The following is a 16,283-nucleotide window of genomic DNA, read 5'->3' on the forward strand; positions in this document are numbered from 1 at the left end:
CGTCCCGGTACGCCACCAGCGCGATCTTCAGGTGCGGGCTGGGGGAGGCCGTCTCGCTGCTCAAGTGGAACCAGAACCGCGAGGTGATGAAGGTCATCTTCCTGGTGGGTGACGCGCCCCCGGCCCAGCGCGAGTCCGAGTGGGACTTCAAGCTGTGGTCCAAGCGCGCGAAGGAGCGCCACATCGTGGTGAACACGGTGCGCTGCGGCGGGGACTCGTCCACCGAGGTGTCCTGGCGCTACGTGGCGAAGCTGACGGACGGCACGTTCGACTCCATCGACGCGGCGGGCGGCATGGTGGCGGTGGCGACGCCGTTCGACGAGGAGCTCTCCCGCGTGAACGCGGAGCTGGCGTCGAAGACGCTCTACGCGGGCCGCAAGGAGGCGCAGGCGATGAACCGGGACCGCGCGACCGCGATGAAGGGCATGTCCGCCGAGGCCGCCGCGGACCGCATCAGCTACATGAAGTCCAGCCGGGGCGCGGGCATGAGCGCCCCCAGCGCGGCGGCGGTGAGCAGCGCGCCCGCCACGGTGGGAGGCGCGGTGGACCTGGTGGAGAAGCCGACCGCGCTCGCCTCCATCAAGGACGACGAGCTGCCCGAGGAGCTCAAGGGCCTGAAGAAGGAGGAGCAGGCCGCGAAGGTGAAGCAGCTCTCCACCGAGCGGAAGGCCCTGGAGCAGAAGGTCGCGAAGCTCGCGAGCGACCGCGACCAGTGGCTCAACAAGAACGCGCCCGCCAAGGAGGACGCCTTCGACGCCAACGTGATGAAGAGCGTGAAGACCCAGGCGGCGAAGTTCGGCGTGACGTACTGACGCCTACTCGCGCGTCACCGCCCGGAGCACCACCTCCCGGCGTTCGTCCAAAAGGCGCATGGCCAGGGGGCGCACGGCCCGGTAGACGGCGAAGTAGAGCACCGCGCCCCCGACGATGAAGGCCACGGACTGCCAGCCCGGGCCCGCCTTCCCCGCCATCCGCAGCGCATGGCCAAAGGGAAGGCAGCCCACGCTGGCGGCGAGGATGCCCAGCATGGACGCGGTGAGGGGAATCTTGTCCCGCCGCTTGAGGCTCGCGTGGAACTTCACCGGGAAGTACAGCGACAGGAAGTTGCCCGCGGCCAGCAGGATGGGCACCACCGCCGCCACCGCGGCCATGGCGCACAGGAAGTCCACGAGCGTGCCCGTGCCGAAGTACACCCGGTAGAAGAGGCCCACGAGCACCGCCATCCCCAGCGCCGCCACGCCCTGCACGCGGTTCTTCGCGCGCAGCACGTCCGCCAGGTCCAGGGGCGCCGCCAGGAACACGGCGAAGCCGTGCCCGTCATACGCGAAGGTGTTCTGGGAGAACGTGGACGCGATGACGACCGCGCCGTAGATGCTCAGGCCGCCCATCACCCACGCATCCGCGCTGTTGCCCAGCAGGAACACGAACAAGTCCCGCCCTGACAGCAGCTTCAGCAGGATGGCCAGGATGAAGGGCACCGCCGCCAGGAGCCGCGCGCGCGGGTTGCGCCACAGGTCCAGCACCTCGCGCCGCACCAGCGTGTCGAAGCGCGTGCGCGTGGTGGCGAACGGGTCGCGGTCCACGCCGTCCTTCTGCACCCCGCCGGAGCGCCCCGCCTGCCGGTGGAAGCGCAGGAGCAGCGCGTACGCCACCGCCATGCCCACGCAGGTGAAGAACAGCAGCCCCGCCGCCTCCATCAGCGCGATGCCCACGTGCCCGTGGGCGAGCTGCCCCAGCCCGTCCCCGAAGTAGCCCGGCGGCACCTGGCTGAGCGCCACCGCGGCGTTGATGATGAGGCTCATGTCCAGCGCGCTCACGCCCGCCTCGCCCACGCTCGTCAGCCACGACGTGTCGATGGGCGGGATGAACGACGCGGCCACGAGGAACGCCAGCAGGCCGCCGCCCATGATGCGCGCGCTGTGCTTCTCCCGGAGCACGTTGATGACCGTGTAGAGGCCCACCCGGCTCCACGCCGCGCACAGGAGCGCGAACAGCACGTAGAGCACCACCGCGAGCCACGGCGCCGCCAGCCGGTGCCGCGACGCATAGCCCAGCGCCGCGCCGGTGAGGGGCGCGTAGAACACGAGCGCGCGGGGCTCGAAGAGGCTCGCCACCGTGGAGCCGATCAGCAGCCGGAACGGGGAGATGGGGAACGCGGCGTAGCGGGACAGTTCGGAGTGGTCATCCACGCCCGCGGACAAGAGCGGCCACGTCACCCAGGTGGCGGCGGTGACGAAGCACAGCAGGTTCAGGATGAAGTAGGGCCAGACGTTGCTGTGCGCGATGGCGCCCATGCGCATCAGCTTGAAGAAGGACAGGCCCAAGAGCAGGCCCGGCGCGCTGGAGCCCACGAACGCGGCCACCGCGAGCAGCCGGCTCTTGCCCGGGCCCTGGTTGAGGCCCAGGTGCAGGCGCAGGCCCCACAACAGCAGCAGGTGCCGGAAGAACCCGGGGACAGGCGGGCGGCTCACGCGGACTCCCGGCGCAGCGGAAGCACCGTCCCGGCGGGGTCGGCGTAGAACGACAGCTTCGCGTTGCGCGCGGCCGGCACGGCGATCAGCTTCTCGAACACCGCCTCCAGCGTGGGCACGCCGTGACGCTGGCGCAGCGCCTCCACCGGGCCCTGGTCCAACATGCGACCGCCCCGGATGACGCCCGCGTGCGTGGCCAGCCGCTCCGCGATCTCCAGGACGTGCGTGGTGAGCAGCAGCGTCACGCCCCGGCGGCTCAGCTCGCGCAGCAGCTCCCGGATGACGCCCGCGGCCAGCACGTCGATGCCTTCGAAGGGCTCATCCAGCAGCACCAGCTCCGGCGCATGGATGAGCGCTGCGGCGATGGCCAGCCTGCGGCGCATGCCCTTGGAGTACTCCGCCACCAGCGCGCCGGCCTTGTAGGTGAGCTCCGTGAGCTCCAGCAGCTCCACCGCGCGGGAGGCGGCCTCGCTCCCATCAAGGCCATACATGCGCGCGCAGAACGTGAGGTATTGCCGGCCGGTGAGCCGCTCGAAGAGGCTCAGCTCCTCCGGCACCACGCCCACGCGCTGTTTGACATCCAGCGGCTTCGCCACCGCGTCCACGCCGAGCATGCGGATGGAGCCCGCGTCCGGGCCGTACACGCCGGTGAGCAGCGCGATGGAGGTGGACTTGCCAGCGCCGTTGGGGCCGAGGAACGCATAGAAGGCGCCCCGGGGAATCTGCAGGTCCAACCCGTTCAGCGCCGTGAAGCCACCGAAGCGCTTGACGAGCCCTCGGGCGTCAATCGCGAGTTCGGAGGCGGCGGGTCCTGCGCCAGTCACTGCGGAAGAGGGGGGCGTCATGGAAGGACGCCATCACACCACGTTCCCAGGGGCCTCCCACCATCCTCGGGTTGACGGATGGCCCTGCCTGCCCGGTGCTCGCGCCTCAGTGCACCGTTCAGTGCACCATCGCGACTTCAGGCGGTCCGACAATCTGTTGCACCGTGGTGCGCACCTTGTCCAGGTCCACCGGCTTGGAGATGTAGCCGGCGGCGCCCACGAGCTCCGCTTCCCACTCGAAGCCGTACCCGGAGATGATGATGATGGGCAGGTTGCGCGCCCGGGGCATCTTCTTGAGCGCGTCCAGCAGGCCCCAGCCGCTCATCACCGGCATCCGGAGGTCGAGCAGGACCGCGCCCGGGATGTCCTCCTCCAGCAGGTCCAACGCCTCACGTCCGTTGGCGGCCTCCGTGGTGGCGTAGCCCATCTCCTGGAGGGCATCGCAGATGAGCGTGCGGTGACTCGCGTCGTCGTCGACGACCAGGATGTTCGACATGGGTATGAGCCTCTGGGATGGCGGCGTCTGCTTGGGGACCGCGATTCTATGGGGTCAATGATGGGAATGCCCCTTCCATTGCGGAAGGGGTTGCGTTTCTTTTCAACATCCGTCCTCGCCGTAGAGCTTGAGCGTATTGCCTCCCAGCACACCCGCCAGTGCGTCCTCGGGGAGCTTCAGGCCCGTCAGCGCCTTGAGTTCCCGGTCCCACGCGTAGGGGATGTTGGGGAAGTCCGTCCCGTACAGGATGCGCTCGGGTCGCACCTCCAGCGCCTGGCGGGGCAGGGGCACGGGGAAGTAGCCGCCCACCGTCATCGTGGTGTCCAGCCAGAGCGTGTCGTGACGCTCGAGCAGGCGCGCGTAGGCGTCGAACTCGTCCGCCCCCAGGTGGGGCACGCACAGCTTCAGCGAGGGATGATCCGCCAGCACGCGCTCCACCCGCTCCGCGGCGCAGAGCATGTAGGGGTCACTCGGATACTGGGGGCTGGCGGGCTCGCGCCCCGCGTGCATCACCAGCGGCTTCCCCGCCCGGGCGCAGGCCTCGTAGAGCGCATGCAGCTCTGGCGCGTCCGGGGAGAAGCACTGGACATGGCAGTGCAGCTTCACGCCCTTGAGGCCCAGGGCGAAGGCCTCCGTCAGGATGTCGGTGGCGCCGGGTTCGCCGGGGAACACGGTGGCCAGTCCCAGGACGCGGGGCTCCGCCTTCACCACCTCCGCCATGTAGGCGTTGAGGGCGCGCGCCATGCCCGGCTTGTGGGCGTAGTGCAGGGCGACCACGCGCTCGACGCCCCGGGACAGCAGGAACGACAGCACGTCGGGCGTGTGCAGCTTGTAGCGGATGGGCCAGCCGTAGCGGTCGAACCAGCGCCACACCGCCTCGAAGACGCGGTCGGGGAACAGGTGCACGTGGGCATCCACGACGGGCGGCAGGCCGGGGTCCACGCGGGGCCCTTCCTCGTCCGCCAGCGCCGGCATGGGCAGGCGGATGCCGCGCTCACGCCACGTGGGCGCCGAGGCCAGACACGGCACCGGGACGTCGTCGTCCCCGCAGGCCGCGTCCGGGGCCCCGGGCGGAGCCCCGGGTGTCGGCGTCATCCGCCCGTGCCCGGCCCGGACGACTTCGCCGCGTCGTCGGCCTTCTCCCGCTCGTCGTCCGTGCGCCGCAGGTAGCTGTTGTGCGCGTAGCCGTTGCGCTCCAGCCGCTGCGCCTCGATGGCGTCCGCGACCTTGGTGCACACCTGGCTGAGCACGCGCAGGGACTCCGCGATCACCCGCTCCGCGTGATCCTGCGCGTTGGCGGACGCAATGCTGGGCCGGTCGCGACGAAACAACAGGGGCAACTTCATCCCATGGAATCTAAGGGATGCCCCGGCCCGGTGCCATGCGGCAGGTCCTGCCCGGCGCCCGGGTTGCTTCCTCGCGCCGCGTCCGGGCCGCGAAGTGTTGACAGCGCAACGCGCCATTGCCCCGCGGTCCCACTTAACCGCGTTGACAGTCAGGGACTTTACATTTTGTACCGGCCCGGTCGCCGAGGGGGCTCGGGATACGCCCTTGAGGCCCTCCAACCCTCTGGAATCCCGAAGGGTTTACGAATTTTCAAGCAGGGAGGTGACAGCGCGCGGATTCGACTCTAGATTGCGTCCGTCGGATTCCCCACGTGAGGAGCTGCGCATGGCTTACGACGGCGAGCTTGTGAAGATGCAGAACGGTCGCTGGGCGCGGTTCCAGCGGTGTCAGGTGTACCGCCCGGGCGTCGCGGACGCGGGCGAGACCATGTTGCTGATCGCCGTGGAGCTGGAGGAGCGCTACCAGCAGCTGCTCGACGACGCGGCGGACTCCCTGGCGGAGTACCGCTCGCAGGGCGTGCAGGTGCGGCTGGCGCCGGACGCGCAGGGGCTCACCCTGCAGCCCGAGATGTCGGTCTCCGCGTCGGTGAACTAGGGCCATGCCCGGCGCCCGGCACCTTCGGGTGCCCGGCCTGCCGCATGCGCTGTAAATCTCCGGGCCTCGCGCTTCACTGCGCGGGGCCCGCTGCATTTACAACCCCTGCGGCTCCCGGACCTTTTCAGCCCACCGCGCCACGGGCTCGCCAGACGCTCGCCCGGCGCGATGGCTCACTCAGTCGTGGATCTGGAAGAAGTGGGCGGCGTTGTCCCGGGTGACGCGCCGCACGAGCCGCGCGGACAGCTTCGCCTTGCCTAGCAGGTTGGCCGTGCGCGCGAGGCCCAGGATGTCCCCTGCGCCGTCGCCCGCGTCCGAGTCCAGCACCAGCCGCTCACTGCCCAGCCGCCGCACCAGGGCCACCGCCCGGTCCGCCTGGAGGGCCTCCGGGTGCAGCGTCAGCCCCGCCCAGTGGCCCACCTCCAGGATGGTGCGCACGGTGCGCGCGTTGGCGTGGTCCACCAGCGCGCGCGACGGCGCGAGGCCGGACTGGCGCAGCAGGGTGAGGATGCGCCGCGTGTGGCGCTCCTTGTCGCGCAGGGGCGTGTGCACCACCACGCGCAGCTTGAGCTGGCGGGCCAGGGCGAGCTGTTCGAGGAAGGCCTCCTCCTCCTCCTCGCCGCCCGCGTGCAGCCCCGTCTCGCCCAGGGCCACCACGCGGCCGCCCTCGAAGTACTCCGGCAGGTGGCCCAGCACCTCCGACAGGCCCCGGCGCGGGATGCAGCGCGGGTGCACGCCCAGGGCGGCCCAGGCGCGGATGCCCAGCCGCTCCAGGCGCGGCAGCTGCCTTTCGACCAGGTGGTCGAAGTGCTGACGCAGCCCCTTGGCCGTCGCCTCCGGGAAGTGATGCGCCACCACCAGGGCCCGCTCCACGCCGAAGAAGCGCATGGACTCCAGGTCCTGGTCGGTGAGGGCCTCCGGGTGGAGGTGCGCATCGAAGAGCGGCAGCGGCTCGGGCACGGGCTCGGTTCTCCTCTTCTTCAGTCCTGGCCCAGGCCAGCGCCCTCGTTGCGGGGATCGCTGGAGGAGTAGCGCAGGTGGGTGCGTGGGTCGCTGTAGACGGCCTCCGCATCACCCCAGCCGTCCATCCGGCGAATCTTATGGCCTCGGGCCTCCAGCGTGGAGAGCGTCGCGGGCTCCAGGCCCCACTTGTCCACCCACAGCTCGTCCGGGAGGTACTGGTGGTGCAGCCGGCCGGTGCCCACCGCGCGCGTCACGTCCATGCCGTGGTCCACCACGTTGCTGATGGCCTGGATGACGGTGGTGGGGATGGTGGAGCCGCCAGGGCTGCCCACCGCCAGCATCACCTGCTTCGGGTCCTCCTTGGAGAACACCAGCGTGGGCGACATGGAGGACAGGGGCACCTTGCCGGGCTGGATGGCGTTGGGCTCCCCGGTGACGAGCCCGTACGCGTTGGGCACGCCCGGCTGCGCGGCGAAGTCGTCCATCTGATCATTGAGGAGCACGCCGGTGCCCCTGCCCACGACGCACGAGCCGAAGCTGTAGTTGACCGTCGTCGTCAGGGCCACCGCGTTGCCGTCCCTGTCGATGACGGAGATGTGCGTGGTGTTCTTCTTCTCCGGCTCCGGCGTCAGGGGCCCCGCGTCGCGGCGCAGCGTGGAGGCCGGGCCGCCCGTCACCGGCGCCAGCAGCGACGCGCTGGCCGTGGCCTTCTTCGGGTCGATGCTGCCCGCCAGGTCCGCGAGGTGGCCGGGTGACACCAGCCGCTCCAGCGGCACCTGCACGAAGGCCGGGTCGCCCAGGTACTTCGCGCGGTCCACGTACGCGCGCCGCACCGCCTCCGCGTAGAGGTGCAGCGTGTCCGGGTCGCGGTAGGGCACGCCCTGCGGACGCAATTGCTGCAACATGCCCAGCACCTGCACGACGGCGAGCCCCCCGGCGCTGGGCGGCGGCATCGTGAGGATGCGGTGGCCCCGGTAGGTGGTCTCCAGCGGCGTGGCCTTGCGCGTCTTGTACGCCGTCAGGTCCTCCTGGGTGAGCACGCCGCCCGCGTCCTTCACCGACTTCACCAGCGCCTGCGCCACCGGGCCCGCGTAGAACGCCTTCGCGCCGCCCTTCGCGATGAGGCCCAGCGTGCGCGCCAGGTCCGGCTGCTTCAACAGATGCCCCAGGGGCGGCACGGCCGGGGTCCCCGTGGCGTCGGGCACGAGGAAGATGCGCGCGGCCTCCGGATCCCTGCGCAGGCACTCCGCGCGGCCCGTCGCCATCTGCTGGTACTTGGGCGTCACCCAGAAGCCCTGCTTCGCCCGCCGGATGGCCGGGGCCAGCACCACCGCGGGCTTGAGCTTGCCGTGCGTGGCGAGCAGCTCCAGGTAGCCCGCCACCGCGCCTGGCACCGCCACGCTCAGCGCGCCGTCGGTGGACAGCCCCGGCACGAGCGCGCCGTCGCGCAGGTACATGTCGCGGGACGCGGCCTTGGGCGCCACCTCGCGGAAGTCCAGCACCCGCGTGTCGCCCGACTTCGCGTCGTGCACCAGCGCGAACCCGCCACCGCCCACGCCGGAGTGGTAGGGACCCACCACCGCCGCCACGAACGCCGCCGCCACGGCCGCGTCCACCGCGTTGCCGCCCTTGTCGAGCATCGCCAGCGCGGCCTCGCTCGCGGGGCCGTACGCGGTGGCCACCGCACCTCCCCGGTAGGGCCTCGCCGCGTGCGCTCCGGTCGTGGCCAGTAGCACCGCGAGTCCTAGCGCGCGAACCCACCCCAGTCCGACGGCTTCGATGTGTGCGTTCCCCACCTGTGGACGCCTTTCCTTGTGATTTCCGGCCGTTCCCTAATGCACCAAGCGCCGCGTGGGGACCAGGGTTTCAACTGGACAACATTTTTTTCCTTGGATTGTGGATTGTCCCGGTGCACTCTTGATCCATGTGCCGCAACTGGTGGCGTCCATGAGTCCTCCCAACCCCATCGAGCCCCCCGTTCCCGTGGTGGCGCCCGTGCCGGTGCGGATGACGACGTTCCTGAAGCCGCGCTTCGGCATCACCGTCCAGCGCAACACGTTGTGTGTGGCAGTCAGCGCACGGGCCCCTTCGGAAGCCCCCCGGCCCGTTTTGACGCCCGGGCACGGTTGACGAGTTGATCGGCGGTCCCTAATTCTCCGCCGCATATGACAGCACTGGCAGCGGTGGTCCTTTGCGCGGGGAAGGGCACGCGGATGAAGTCGGAGAAGGCGAAAGTCCTTCACCCCATCCTCGGTCGTCCCATCTGCGCGTATCCCTTGAAGCGGGCCCTGGAACTGGGCGCTACGTCCGTGGTGCCGGTGGTGGGACACCAGGCCGCCGAGGTGGAGAAGTCCATCCGCGCCCACTTCCCCGACGCGCCCCTGCGCTTCGCGCTCCAGAAGGAGCAGCGCGGCACGGCGGACGCGGTGAAGGCCGCGGAGGACGCGCTGAAGGGCCATGACGGCCGCGTGCTCATCCTCTACGGAGACGTGCCGCTCCTGCGCAAGGAGACGCTCCAGGCGCTGCTCGCCGCGCATGACGCCGCGGGCGGGGCGCTGGCGCTGGTGTCCACCACGCTTGCGGACCCCACGGGCTACGGCCGCGTCATCCGCGAGGCGGGCAAGGTCGCGCGCATCGTGGAGCACAAGGACTGCACCCCGGAGCAGCGCGCGGTGAAGGAGTGCAACGCGGGCATCTACTCCGTGGACGCGGCCTTCCTCTGGAAGGCGCTCGCGGAGATCAAACCCGTCAACGCGCAGGGCGAGTACTACCTCACGGACCTGGTGGAGATGGCCGCGAAGCACGGCCCGGTGGGCGCGGTGGACGCGGACGCCACGGAGACCGCGGGCGTGAACGACAAGGTGGAGCTGTCGGCCCGCGCGCGCGTGCTCCAGCAGCGGATCAACGAAGCCCACATGCGCGCCGGCGTGTCCATCCAGGACCCCGCGACGGCGTACATCGAAGAGGGCATCACCATTGGCACCGACACGGAAGTAGGCCCCAGCGTCACGCTCGCGGCCGGCACCGTCGTCGGCAAGAACGTCATCATCGGGCAGGGCAGCGTGCTCACCGCCTCCCACGTGGCGGATGGCACCCACATCAAGCCCTACTCCGTACTGGAGGAGGCGCGTGTAGGCGGCCGGTGCATCATTGGCCCGTTCTCCCGGCTGCGTCCCGGAACGGAGTTGGCCGAGGACGTGCATCTGGGCAACTTCGTGGAGACGAAGAAGGCCCGTATTGGCAAGGGCAGCAAGGCCAACCACCTGACTTACCTGGGGGACGCGAACATTGGCGCGGGCTGCAACATCGGCGCGGGCACCATCACCTGTAACTATGACGGGGTGAACAAGCATCTGACGGAGCTGGGGGACGGGGTCTTCATCGGCTCGGACTCGCAGCTCGTCGCGCCGGTGAAGGTGGGGGACGGCGGCTATGTCGGCGCGGGCACCACGGTGACGAAGAATGTGCCTCCGGGGAGCCTCGCTGTGTCCCGTGCGCCACAGGTGGTGAAGGAGGGGTGGGTGGCGGCCAAGAAGGCACGGCAGGCAAAGGTGAAGGCAGGCGGTTAGGTCGCGACGCTTGCCTGGTGGTCGGACGGTTGGGCGCGGTTGGGCGTGGTTGGGATTCCCGTGATTTGCTGAGGCGGCGCGGGTCGAGAAAGAGGCAGGAACATGTGCGGGATTGTTGGTTACGTCGGTGACAAGGAGTCTGCTCCCATCCTGGTGTCGGGCCTGAAGAAGCTCGAGTACCGGGGCTATGACTCCGCGGGCGTCGCGGTGGTGAGCGGCAACCAGCTCAACGTGGTTCGCGCCACGGGCAAGCTGCGCAACCTGGAGAACCGGGTGGTGCAGGACCTGCCGAAGGGCACCACCGGCATTGGCCACACGCGCTGGGCGACCCACGGGCGCCCCTCCGATGAGAACGCCCACCCGCACACGTACAAGAACGTGGCGGTGGTGCACAACGGCATCATCGAGAACCACCTGGCGCTGAAGGTGGAGCTGCGCGCGCGCGGCCACGTCTTCGCGTCGGAGACGGACTCGGAAGTGTTCGCGCACCTCATCTCCGAGGAGGTGGAGCGCGGCGTGGACCTGCCGGAGGCCGTGCGCGCCGCCATCAAGCAGGTGAAGGGCACCTACGGCCTCGTGGTGGTGTGCTCCAAGGATCCGGGCCGCATCGTGTGCACGAAGGACGCGTCGCCCATGGTGCTGGGCCTGGGCGAGGGCCAGAACTTCGTGGCCAGCGACGTGCCCGCGCTGCTCGAGCACACGCGCGACTTCGTCTACATGGAGGAGGGTGACCTGGCCGTCATCACCGCCGCCAAGGTGGACATCTACAACCGCCAGGGGAACCTGGTGAACCGCCCCACCCGCCGCATCGACTGGACGCCGATGATGGCGGAGAAGGGTGGCTACAAGCACTTCATGCACAAGGAGATCTGGGAGCAGCCCCGCGCCATCGCGGACACGCTGCGCGGCCGGATGCTCCTGTCGGAAGGCGACGTCCACTTCGACACGTGGAACCTCTCCACCGAACAGGTGAAGTCCTTCACGAAGATCACCATCCTGGCCTGCGGCACGTCGTGGCACTCCGGCGTCGCCGGCAAGCACATGATCGAGTCGCTGGCGCGCATCCCGGTGGAGGTGGAGCTCGCGAGCGAGTTCCGCTACCGCGACCCCATCGTGGAGAAGTCGCACCTGGTCATCGCCATCAGCCAGTCGGGTGAGACGGCGGACACGCTGGGCGCCTTCAAGGAGGCCAAGCGGCTGGGCGCCCACACCCTGGCCATCTGCAACGTGATTGGCAGCGCGATGACGCGCGAGTCCGACCTGCACATCCTCACCAACGCGGGTCCGGAGATCGGCGTCGCGTCCACCAAGGCGTTCACCACCCAGCTCGTGACGCTCTACCTGCTGGCGGTGAAGCTGGGCCGCATGCGCGGCTCGCTGTCGGTGGAGGCCGCCCAGGAGCACCTGACGCACCTGGCCCAGGTGCCGAAGATGATTGAAGACGTGCTCAAGTGCGAGCCGCAGGTGAAGCGCGTGGCGCGCGAGTTCATGAACGCGCAGGACTTCCTGTTCCTCGGCCGCGGCCCCATGCACCCGGTGGCGCTCGAGGGCGCGCTCAAGCTGAAGGAGATCTCCTACATCCACGCGGAGGGCTACGCGGGCGGTGAGATGAAGCACGGCCCCATCGCGCTCATCGACGAGAAGATGCCCGTCGTCATCATCGCGCCGAAGAATCCGCACGTCGCGTACGAGAAGATCATCGGCAACATCGAGGAGGTCCGCGCGCGCGGCGGCAAGGTCATCGCCGTGCTCGACGAGGACGACACGCAGGCGGACAGCCTGGCCGACCACGTCATCCGCATCCCCTCCGCCTGCGCGCTGCTCGCGCCGGTGGTGGCCACCATCCCGCTGCAGCTGCTCGCCTACCACGTGGCGGAGATGCGCGGGAACGACGTGGATCAGCCCCGCAACCTCGCCAAGAGCGTGACGGTCGAGTAGCGCTGTCCCGCTTCAAGCCCTGAAGAGACAAGAGCCCGGGTTCCCTTCAAGGGGGCCCGGGCTTCTTCGTGGCGGCTACTTCTCCTCGGCCAGCTCCAGCAGCACTTCCAGGTCGGACGCCGCGTCCAGCGACTCGAGCAGCTCCAGGTTCTCCACCACCTCGCGGTCCTCGTCGGTGTCGCCGGGGTCGTGGACGGCGGCGTGCGTACTTCCTGGGCCCCGGCGGGCAGGGCGCCCGCGAGCGCGAACAGCAGCAGCCACCCTCCACACATGGACATGGACAGGGGGGCGGGCCTCACTTGCGCCGCCTCTCACGCAGCCGCTCGCGTGCCTCCTGGCGCTGCTCGGCGGACATCTGCCGCCAGCGGCGCATGTTCTCCATCATCTGCTCGCGGCGCTCCGGGTGTTCGCGCAGGTAGGCGCGCATCCGCTGGCGCAATTCAGCGCGGCGCTCCACGGACAGGCCCTTCAGGTCGCGCACCTGCTCGCGCACCGCCTTGCGCTCCGGGGGCGACAGGCGCTGGAAGTCGCGCAGGTTGGTGCGCAGCCGCTCGCGCTCCTCGGGGGGCAGCTGCCGCCAGCGCTGGAGGTTCTCGCGCACGCGGGCCTGCTCCGCGGGGGGCATCGCCTTGAACTCCCGCAGCTTCGCGCGCAGCGCCTCCTTCTGCTCCGGGGGCAGCTTCTCGAAGCGCTCCGCGGGCGTGGGCGTGGGGGCGTTCGCCGCGGCGGCGGGCGTGCCCATGAGGAGGGCCGCCGTCACCGTCAATGCCACGGCGACGGCCGTCAGGGTCGTTCTTCCCAGCATCACGGCATCCCCAGTTCGTGGAGGTTCTCGACGACCTCCAGGTCATCGGAGCTGTCGAGCCCGAGGACCTCGTAGTCCTCGACCAGCTCCAGGTTCGTCGCCACTTCGAGCGCGCCCGGGTCCCACTCCTCCAGCGCCGGCTCCCCGCCGCCCCGGCCGACGACGAGCACCGCCAGCACCGCCGCGGCGGCCACGCCCAGCGAAGGCACCAGCACGCCCGGCCGCAGCAGCGCCGCCAGCCGCTCACGCCACGTCGGGGGCAGCGCGTCCAGCCGCGCCAGCACCTCGCGCCTTGTCGAAGGCGAGGGGGAGGGCGTGAAGGCGCTCACCTCCGCCATCCGCGCCACGGTGACGCGCAGGAGCCGCTCCGTCCGCTGGCAGGCCGCGCAGGTGCCCAGGTGGGCCTCCACCCGCGCGCGGTGCGGGGGTGCAAGCTCCCCGTCCACGTAGGCCGTCAGGTCTTCTTCCTCCGCACAGCTCATGCCCGACTCCTCGCGGGCACGGTGCCCGCCTGCAACGCTTCCAGCCTGCGCGCCACCGCCAGGGTGGCCCGGTGGATGAGACTCTTCACAGCCGCCTCGCTTGCTTCCAGCGCCTCCGCGATGTCCCGGTACGCCATGCCCTCGAACCGGCACATGGTGAAGGCCGCGCGCTCGCGCTCGCTCAAGTCCCCCAGCGCCAGGCCCACCGCCGCTTCCAGCTCCCGACCGCTCAGCGCCTGGTCGGGCCGGTCTCCTTCAGGCCCTGGCATCTCCAGCCCTCCCGCGTCCTCCGCGTCCGGGGCCCCGGTGGCGAGCCGGGCCACGCGGTACTCGCCGCGCCGCATCTCGTTGAGGCAGTGGTTGGTGGCCACCCGGAAGAGGAACGTCTTGAACTTCGCCGTGGGCTTGTAGGCGCCGGCATGGCGGTAGAGCTTCACGAAGATGTCCTGCGTCAGCTCCTCCGCTCGCGCGGGGTCGCCCACGAAACGGAACGCGAAGCGCGCCACGCTCGCGTGGTGCCGGTCGAAGAGCCAGGCGAAGGCCTGCTTGTCGCCCGCCGCCACCTTCAGCATCGCCTGCGTGTCCGGGTCCAGGTCCATCCGAGAGGCATCAACCCCGTTGCCCGGTGGAAGTTGCGGGCCTCTCCCACTTTGAACCCCAAGGCGGCCCCCGGTTACAGTTTCTCCACCGTGTCCGACGCTCCCCGCCCACGTTCTCGCACACCCGCCTCCCATTCCGGCCATTCCGGTGGGGAGGACGGGTCCGTGCAGGACCTGGCGCCCTGGGAGCCCCAGTCGCAGGGCGGCACGCCCACCCCGCCCACGGACTCGCCGCTGCCCATGTTCCTGCTGGCGCAGCAGGCCCGACGGGCGAAGGGGGCGGAGCAGCAGCGGCTGGCGTCGGAGTTCAACCGGCTCCTGGATGACCTGGTCGCCCAAGGGGGCGGACGGCCGGAGGCGGACGCCTTCCACCGGCTCCTGGAGGGCAACAATCTGGTGGGGCTGGTGGACGCGGACGGGCGCTCCTGCCGCGCCGCGACGGTGGAGTCGCTCCTGGCGCTGGGCTTCCCCTACGCGCTGGAGGTGCGCCCGGAGGACCTGGACCACCTGCACCAGGTGCAGGTGGCGGGCGCGCAGCTGTCGCCTCCCCGGGGAGGCCCCTTCCCGGCGCTCGCGGTGGGCCTGGGCGCGCTGGCCCTCCAGGTGCTGCTGCACGCGGGGGGGCTCGTCCGGCTCGAAGGGCTGCTCATCCTGCAGGGGCTCTTGAGCCTCCTGGCCCTCACGCTCCTGACGGTTGCCCCGGTGGGCTCGGTCCTGTATCGCGGGGCCCTGGCGCTGCTGACCGTGGTGTCCGGGGTGGGTTTGGGGATGTTGCTCGTGCCGGACGCCTCGGCCGGTTGGGCGGCGGGGCTGGGCGGGCTGGTGGCTGCCTTCCTGGCCGCCCTCCGCAAGAGCTGAGGTCCAGAACCCGAAACGGATGTCAGAGGGGTGGACTAGGGTCTACCCATCGCGTACTAAAAGCGCGTTCAGGTGGGCCGGGGTGGCCCACTCTTCCAAGGAGCGACGAGAAATGGCCGTGAATCAGGAGAAGGAAAAGGCGATCGAGTTGGCGCTGGCCGCGGTGGAGCGCCAGTTCGGCAAGGGTTCCATCATGCGGCTCGGCAACGACGAGCCGATGATGAAGGACATCCAGGCCATTTCGACGGGGTCCATCTCGCTCGACATCGCGCTGGGCGTGGGCGGCGTGCCGCGGGGGCGCATCATCGAAATCTTCGGGCCGGAGTCCTCCGGCAAGACGACGCTGTCGCTCCACATCGTCGCGGAGGCGCAGAAGCGCGGCGGCGTGTGCGGCTACATCGACGCGGAGCACGCGATGGACGTGGGCTACGCGCGCAAGCTGGGCGTGCGCACGGACGACCTGCTGCTGTCCCAGCCGGACACCGGTGAGCAGGGCCTCGAAATCGCGGAGATGCTGGTGCGCTCGGGCGCCATCGACGTGCTGGTGGTGGACTCGGTGGCCGCGCTCGTGCCGAAGGCGGAGCTCGAGGGCGAGATGGGCGACGCGCACATGGGCGTGCAGGCGCGCCTCATGAGCCAGGCGCTGCGCAAGCTCACGGGCACCATCTCCAAGAGCCAGACGTGCGTCATCTTCATCAACCAGATCCGCATGAAGATTGGCGTGATGTTCGGCAACCCGGAGACCACCACGGGCGGCAACGCGCTGAAGTTCTACGCGTCGCAGCGCATGGACATCCGCCGCGTGGGCGCCATCAAGAACGGCGACAACGTGGTCGGCAGCCGCACCCGCGTGAAGGTCGTGAAGAACAAGGTCGCGCCTCCGTTCAAGGAGGTCGAGTTCGACATCATGTACGGCACGGGCATCTCCCGTGAGGGCGACCTCATCGACCTGGCCTCCAACGAGAACATCGTGGAGAAGAGCGGCAGCTGGTTCTCCTTCAAGGGAGAGCGCATCGGCCAGGGCCGGGAGAACGCGAAGGAGTTCCTGCGCGAGCACCCGGAGACGCAGAAGGAGATCGAAAACCTGGTGCTGGAGAAGTACGGCATCGGCAAGGCCGCCGCGGGTGCGCCCGCCGCGGAAGCCCCCGCCGAGCCCGCCGAGGGCGAGAAGCGCCCGCGCGTGAAGGCCGTGAAGTAGTCCTTCGCGCTTCATGCGGAAAAAAGCAGGTCCACCGCGTTCCTCCGGGGGGAGCGGCGTGGTGGACGCAGAGGAAGAGGCCGACTGCCAGCACTGGCGGTCGGCCTCTTCGTTTTGGGGCGTGAAGCCCGGGGACAGG

General features: G+C 70.0%; 17 protein-coding genes and 1 pseudogene. 7 read left to right on the plus strand and 11 right to left on the minus strand.

Annotated features, from left to right (window positions below):
• Positions 1-812: pseudogene (locus tag D7X12_RS11255) on the plus strand (vWA domain-containing protein); the annotation flags it as partial.
• 3 nt (positions 813-815) lie between these two features.
• Here D7X12_RS11255 and D7X12_RS11260 read toward each other — a convergent pair.
• The 5 genes from D7X12_RS11260 to D7X12_RS11280 all read right to left on the minus strand — a co-directional run bounded on the left by D7X12_RS11260 (position 816) and on the right by D7X12_RS11280 (position 5,137).
• Positions 816-2,471: a hypothetical protein gene (locus tag D7X12_RS11260; protein WP_120625271.1), complete on the minus strand. Its 1,656-nt coding sequence runs from the start codon at positions 2,469-2,471 to the stop codon at positions 816-818.
• Entirely contained in the window at positions 2,468-3,316 is an 849-nt protein-coding gene (locus tag D7X12_RS11265; RefSeq protein ID WP_120625272.1) for an ABC transporter ATP-binding protein, read from the minus strand. The genes D7X12_RS11260 and D7X12_RS11265 overlap by 4 nt, the downstream gene beginning before the upstream one ends.
• Positions 3,317-3,413: 97 nt before the next feature.
• The gene (locus D7X12_RS11270; RefSeq protein WP_120610154.1) at positions 3,414-3,791 is read right to left on the minus strand and encodes a response regulator; all 378 of its coding nucleotides are present in this window, start codon (positions 3,789-3,791) and stop codon (positions 3,414-3,416) included.
• Between the two features lie 102 nt (positions 3,792-3,893).
• Positions 3,894-4,886: an amidohydrolase family protein gene (locus tag D7X12_RS11275; protein ID WP_120625273.1), complete on the minus strand. Its 993-nt coding sequence runs from the start codon at positions 4,884-4,886 to the stop codon at positions 3,894-3,896.
• Entirely contained in the window at positions 4,883-5,137 is a 255-nt protein-coding gene (locus D7X12_RS11280) for a hypothetical protein (protein ID WP_120625274.1), read from the minus strand. The genes D7X12_RS11275 and D7X12_RS11280 overlap by 4 nt, the downstream gene beginning before the upstream one ends.
• A gap of 325 nt (positions 5,138-5,462) precedes the next feature.
• On the opposite strand from D7X12_RS11280, the gene D7X12_RS11285 reads away from it, so the two are divergent.
• Positions 5,463-5,732, plus strand: coding sequence for a hypothetical protein (locus D7X12_RS11285; protein ID WP_120625275.1), 270 nt, complete (start codon positions 5,463-5,465; stop codon positions 5,730-5,732).
• Positions 5,733-5,909: 177 nt separating this feature from the next.
• Here D7X12_RS11285 and D7X12_RS11290 read toward each other — a convergent pair whose 3' ends face one another.
• Both D7X12_RS11290 and ggt read right to left on the minus strand, forming a co-directional pair.
• A complete protein-coding gene (locus tag D7X12_RS11290) occupies positions 5,910-6,692 on the minus strand; it encodes a TatD family hydrolase (RefSeq protein ID WP_120625276.1) in 783 nt (260 codons plus the stop codon).
• 20 nt (positions 6,693-6,712) lie between these two features.
• Positions 6,713-8,476 carry a gamma-glutamyltransferase gene (gene ggt / locus D7X12_RS11295; protein WP_439329359.1) on the minus strand — a complete coding sequence of 588 codons (1,764 nt, stop codon included), beginning with the start codon at positions 8,474-8,476 and terminating at the stop codon, positions 6,713-6,715.
• Between the two features lie 166 nt (positions 8,477-8,642).
• On the opposite strand from ggt, the gene D7X12_RS42340 reads away from it, so the two are divergent.
• From D7X12_RS42340 to glmS, 3 genes are all read left to right on the plus strand, one after another.
• A complete protein-coding gene (locus D7X12_RS42340) occupies positions 8,643-8,825 on the plus strand; it encodes a hypothetical protein (RefSeq protein WP_147443611.1) in 183 nt (60 codons plus the stop codon).
• Between the two features lie 35 nt (positions 8,826-8,860).
• The gene (gene glmU / locus D7X12_RS11300) at positions 8,861-10,264 is read left to right on the plus strand and encodes a bifunctional UDP-N-acetylglucosamine diphosphorylase/glucosamine-1-phosphate N-acetyltransferase GlmU (protein WP_120625278.1); all 1,404 of its coding nucleotides are present in this window, start codon (positions 8,861-8,863) and stop codon (positions 10,262-10,264) included.
• A gap of 102 nt (positions 10,265-10,366) precedes the next feature.
• Positions 10,367-12,202: a glutamine--fructose-6-phosphate transaminase (isomerizing) gene (glmS, locus tag D7X12_RS11305; protein WP_120625279.1), complete on the plus strand. Its 1,836-nt coding sequence runs from the start codon at positions 10,367-10,369 to the stop codon at positions 12,200-12,202.
• 75 nt (positions 12,203-12,277) lie between these two features.
• Here glmS and D7X12_RS42345 read toward each other — a convergent pair whose 3' ends face one another.
• From D7X12_RS42345 to D7X12_RS11320, 4 genes are read right to left on the minus strand one after another with little or no spacing between them, the layout of a single operon-like run.
• A complete protein-coding gene (locus tag D7X12_RS42345; RefSeq protein ID WP_147443612.1) occupies positions 12,278-12,463 on the minus strand; it encodes a hypothetical protein in 186 nt (61 codons plus the stop codon).
• Positions 12,464-12,497: 34 nt separating this feature from the next.
• The gene (locus D7X12_RS11310) at positions 12,498-13,007 is read right to left on the minus strand and encodes a DUF3106 domain-containing protein (RefSeq protein WP_120625280.1); all 510 of its coding nucleotides are present in this window, start codon (positions 13,005-13,007) and stop codon (positions 12,498-12,500) included.
• Positions 13,007-13,489, minus strand: coding sequence for an anti-sigma factor family protein (locus D7X12_RS11315; protein WP_120625281.1), 483 nt, complete (start codon positions 13,487-13,489; stop codon positions 13,007-13,009). Before D7X12_RS11315 ends, D7X12_RS11310 begins: the two co-directional genes overlap by 1 nt.
• On the minus strand, positions 13,486-14,088 hold the full coding sequence (locus D7X12_RS11320) for an RNA polymerase sigma factor (RefSeq protein ID WP_120625282.1): 603 nt from the start codon (positions 14,086-14,088) through the stop codon (positions 13,486-13,488). The genes D7X12_RS11315 and D7X12_RS11320 overlap by 4 nt, the downstream gene beginning before the upstream one ends.
• A gap of 165 nt (positions 14,089-14,253) precedes the next feature.
• Between D7X12_RS11320 and D7X12_RS11325 the strand changes: the two genes are divergently transcribed.
• Positions 14,254-14,946 (plus strand): hypothetical protein, encoded by a 693-nt coding sequence (locus D7X12_RS11325; protein WP_120625283.1) that lies wholly within the window; start codon positions 14,254-14,256, stop codon positions 14,944-14,946.
• 112 nt (positions 14,947-15,058) lie between these two features.
• On the plus strand, positions 15,059-16,144 hold the full coding sequence (recA, locus tag D7X12_RS11330; protein ID WP_120625284.1) for a recombinase RecA: 1,086 nt from the start codon (positions 15,059-15,061) through the stop codon (positions 16,142-16,144).
• The last annotated feature ends 139 nt before the right edge of the window (positions 16,145-16,283 follow it).

Source organism: Corallococcus sicarius, from assembly GCF_003611735.1.
GTDB classification, from domain to species: Bacteria; Myxococcota; Myxococcia; order Myxococcales; family Myxococcaceae; genus Corallococcus; species Corallococcus sicarius.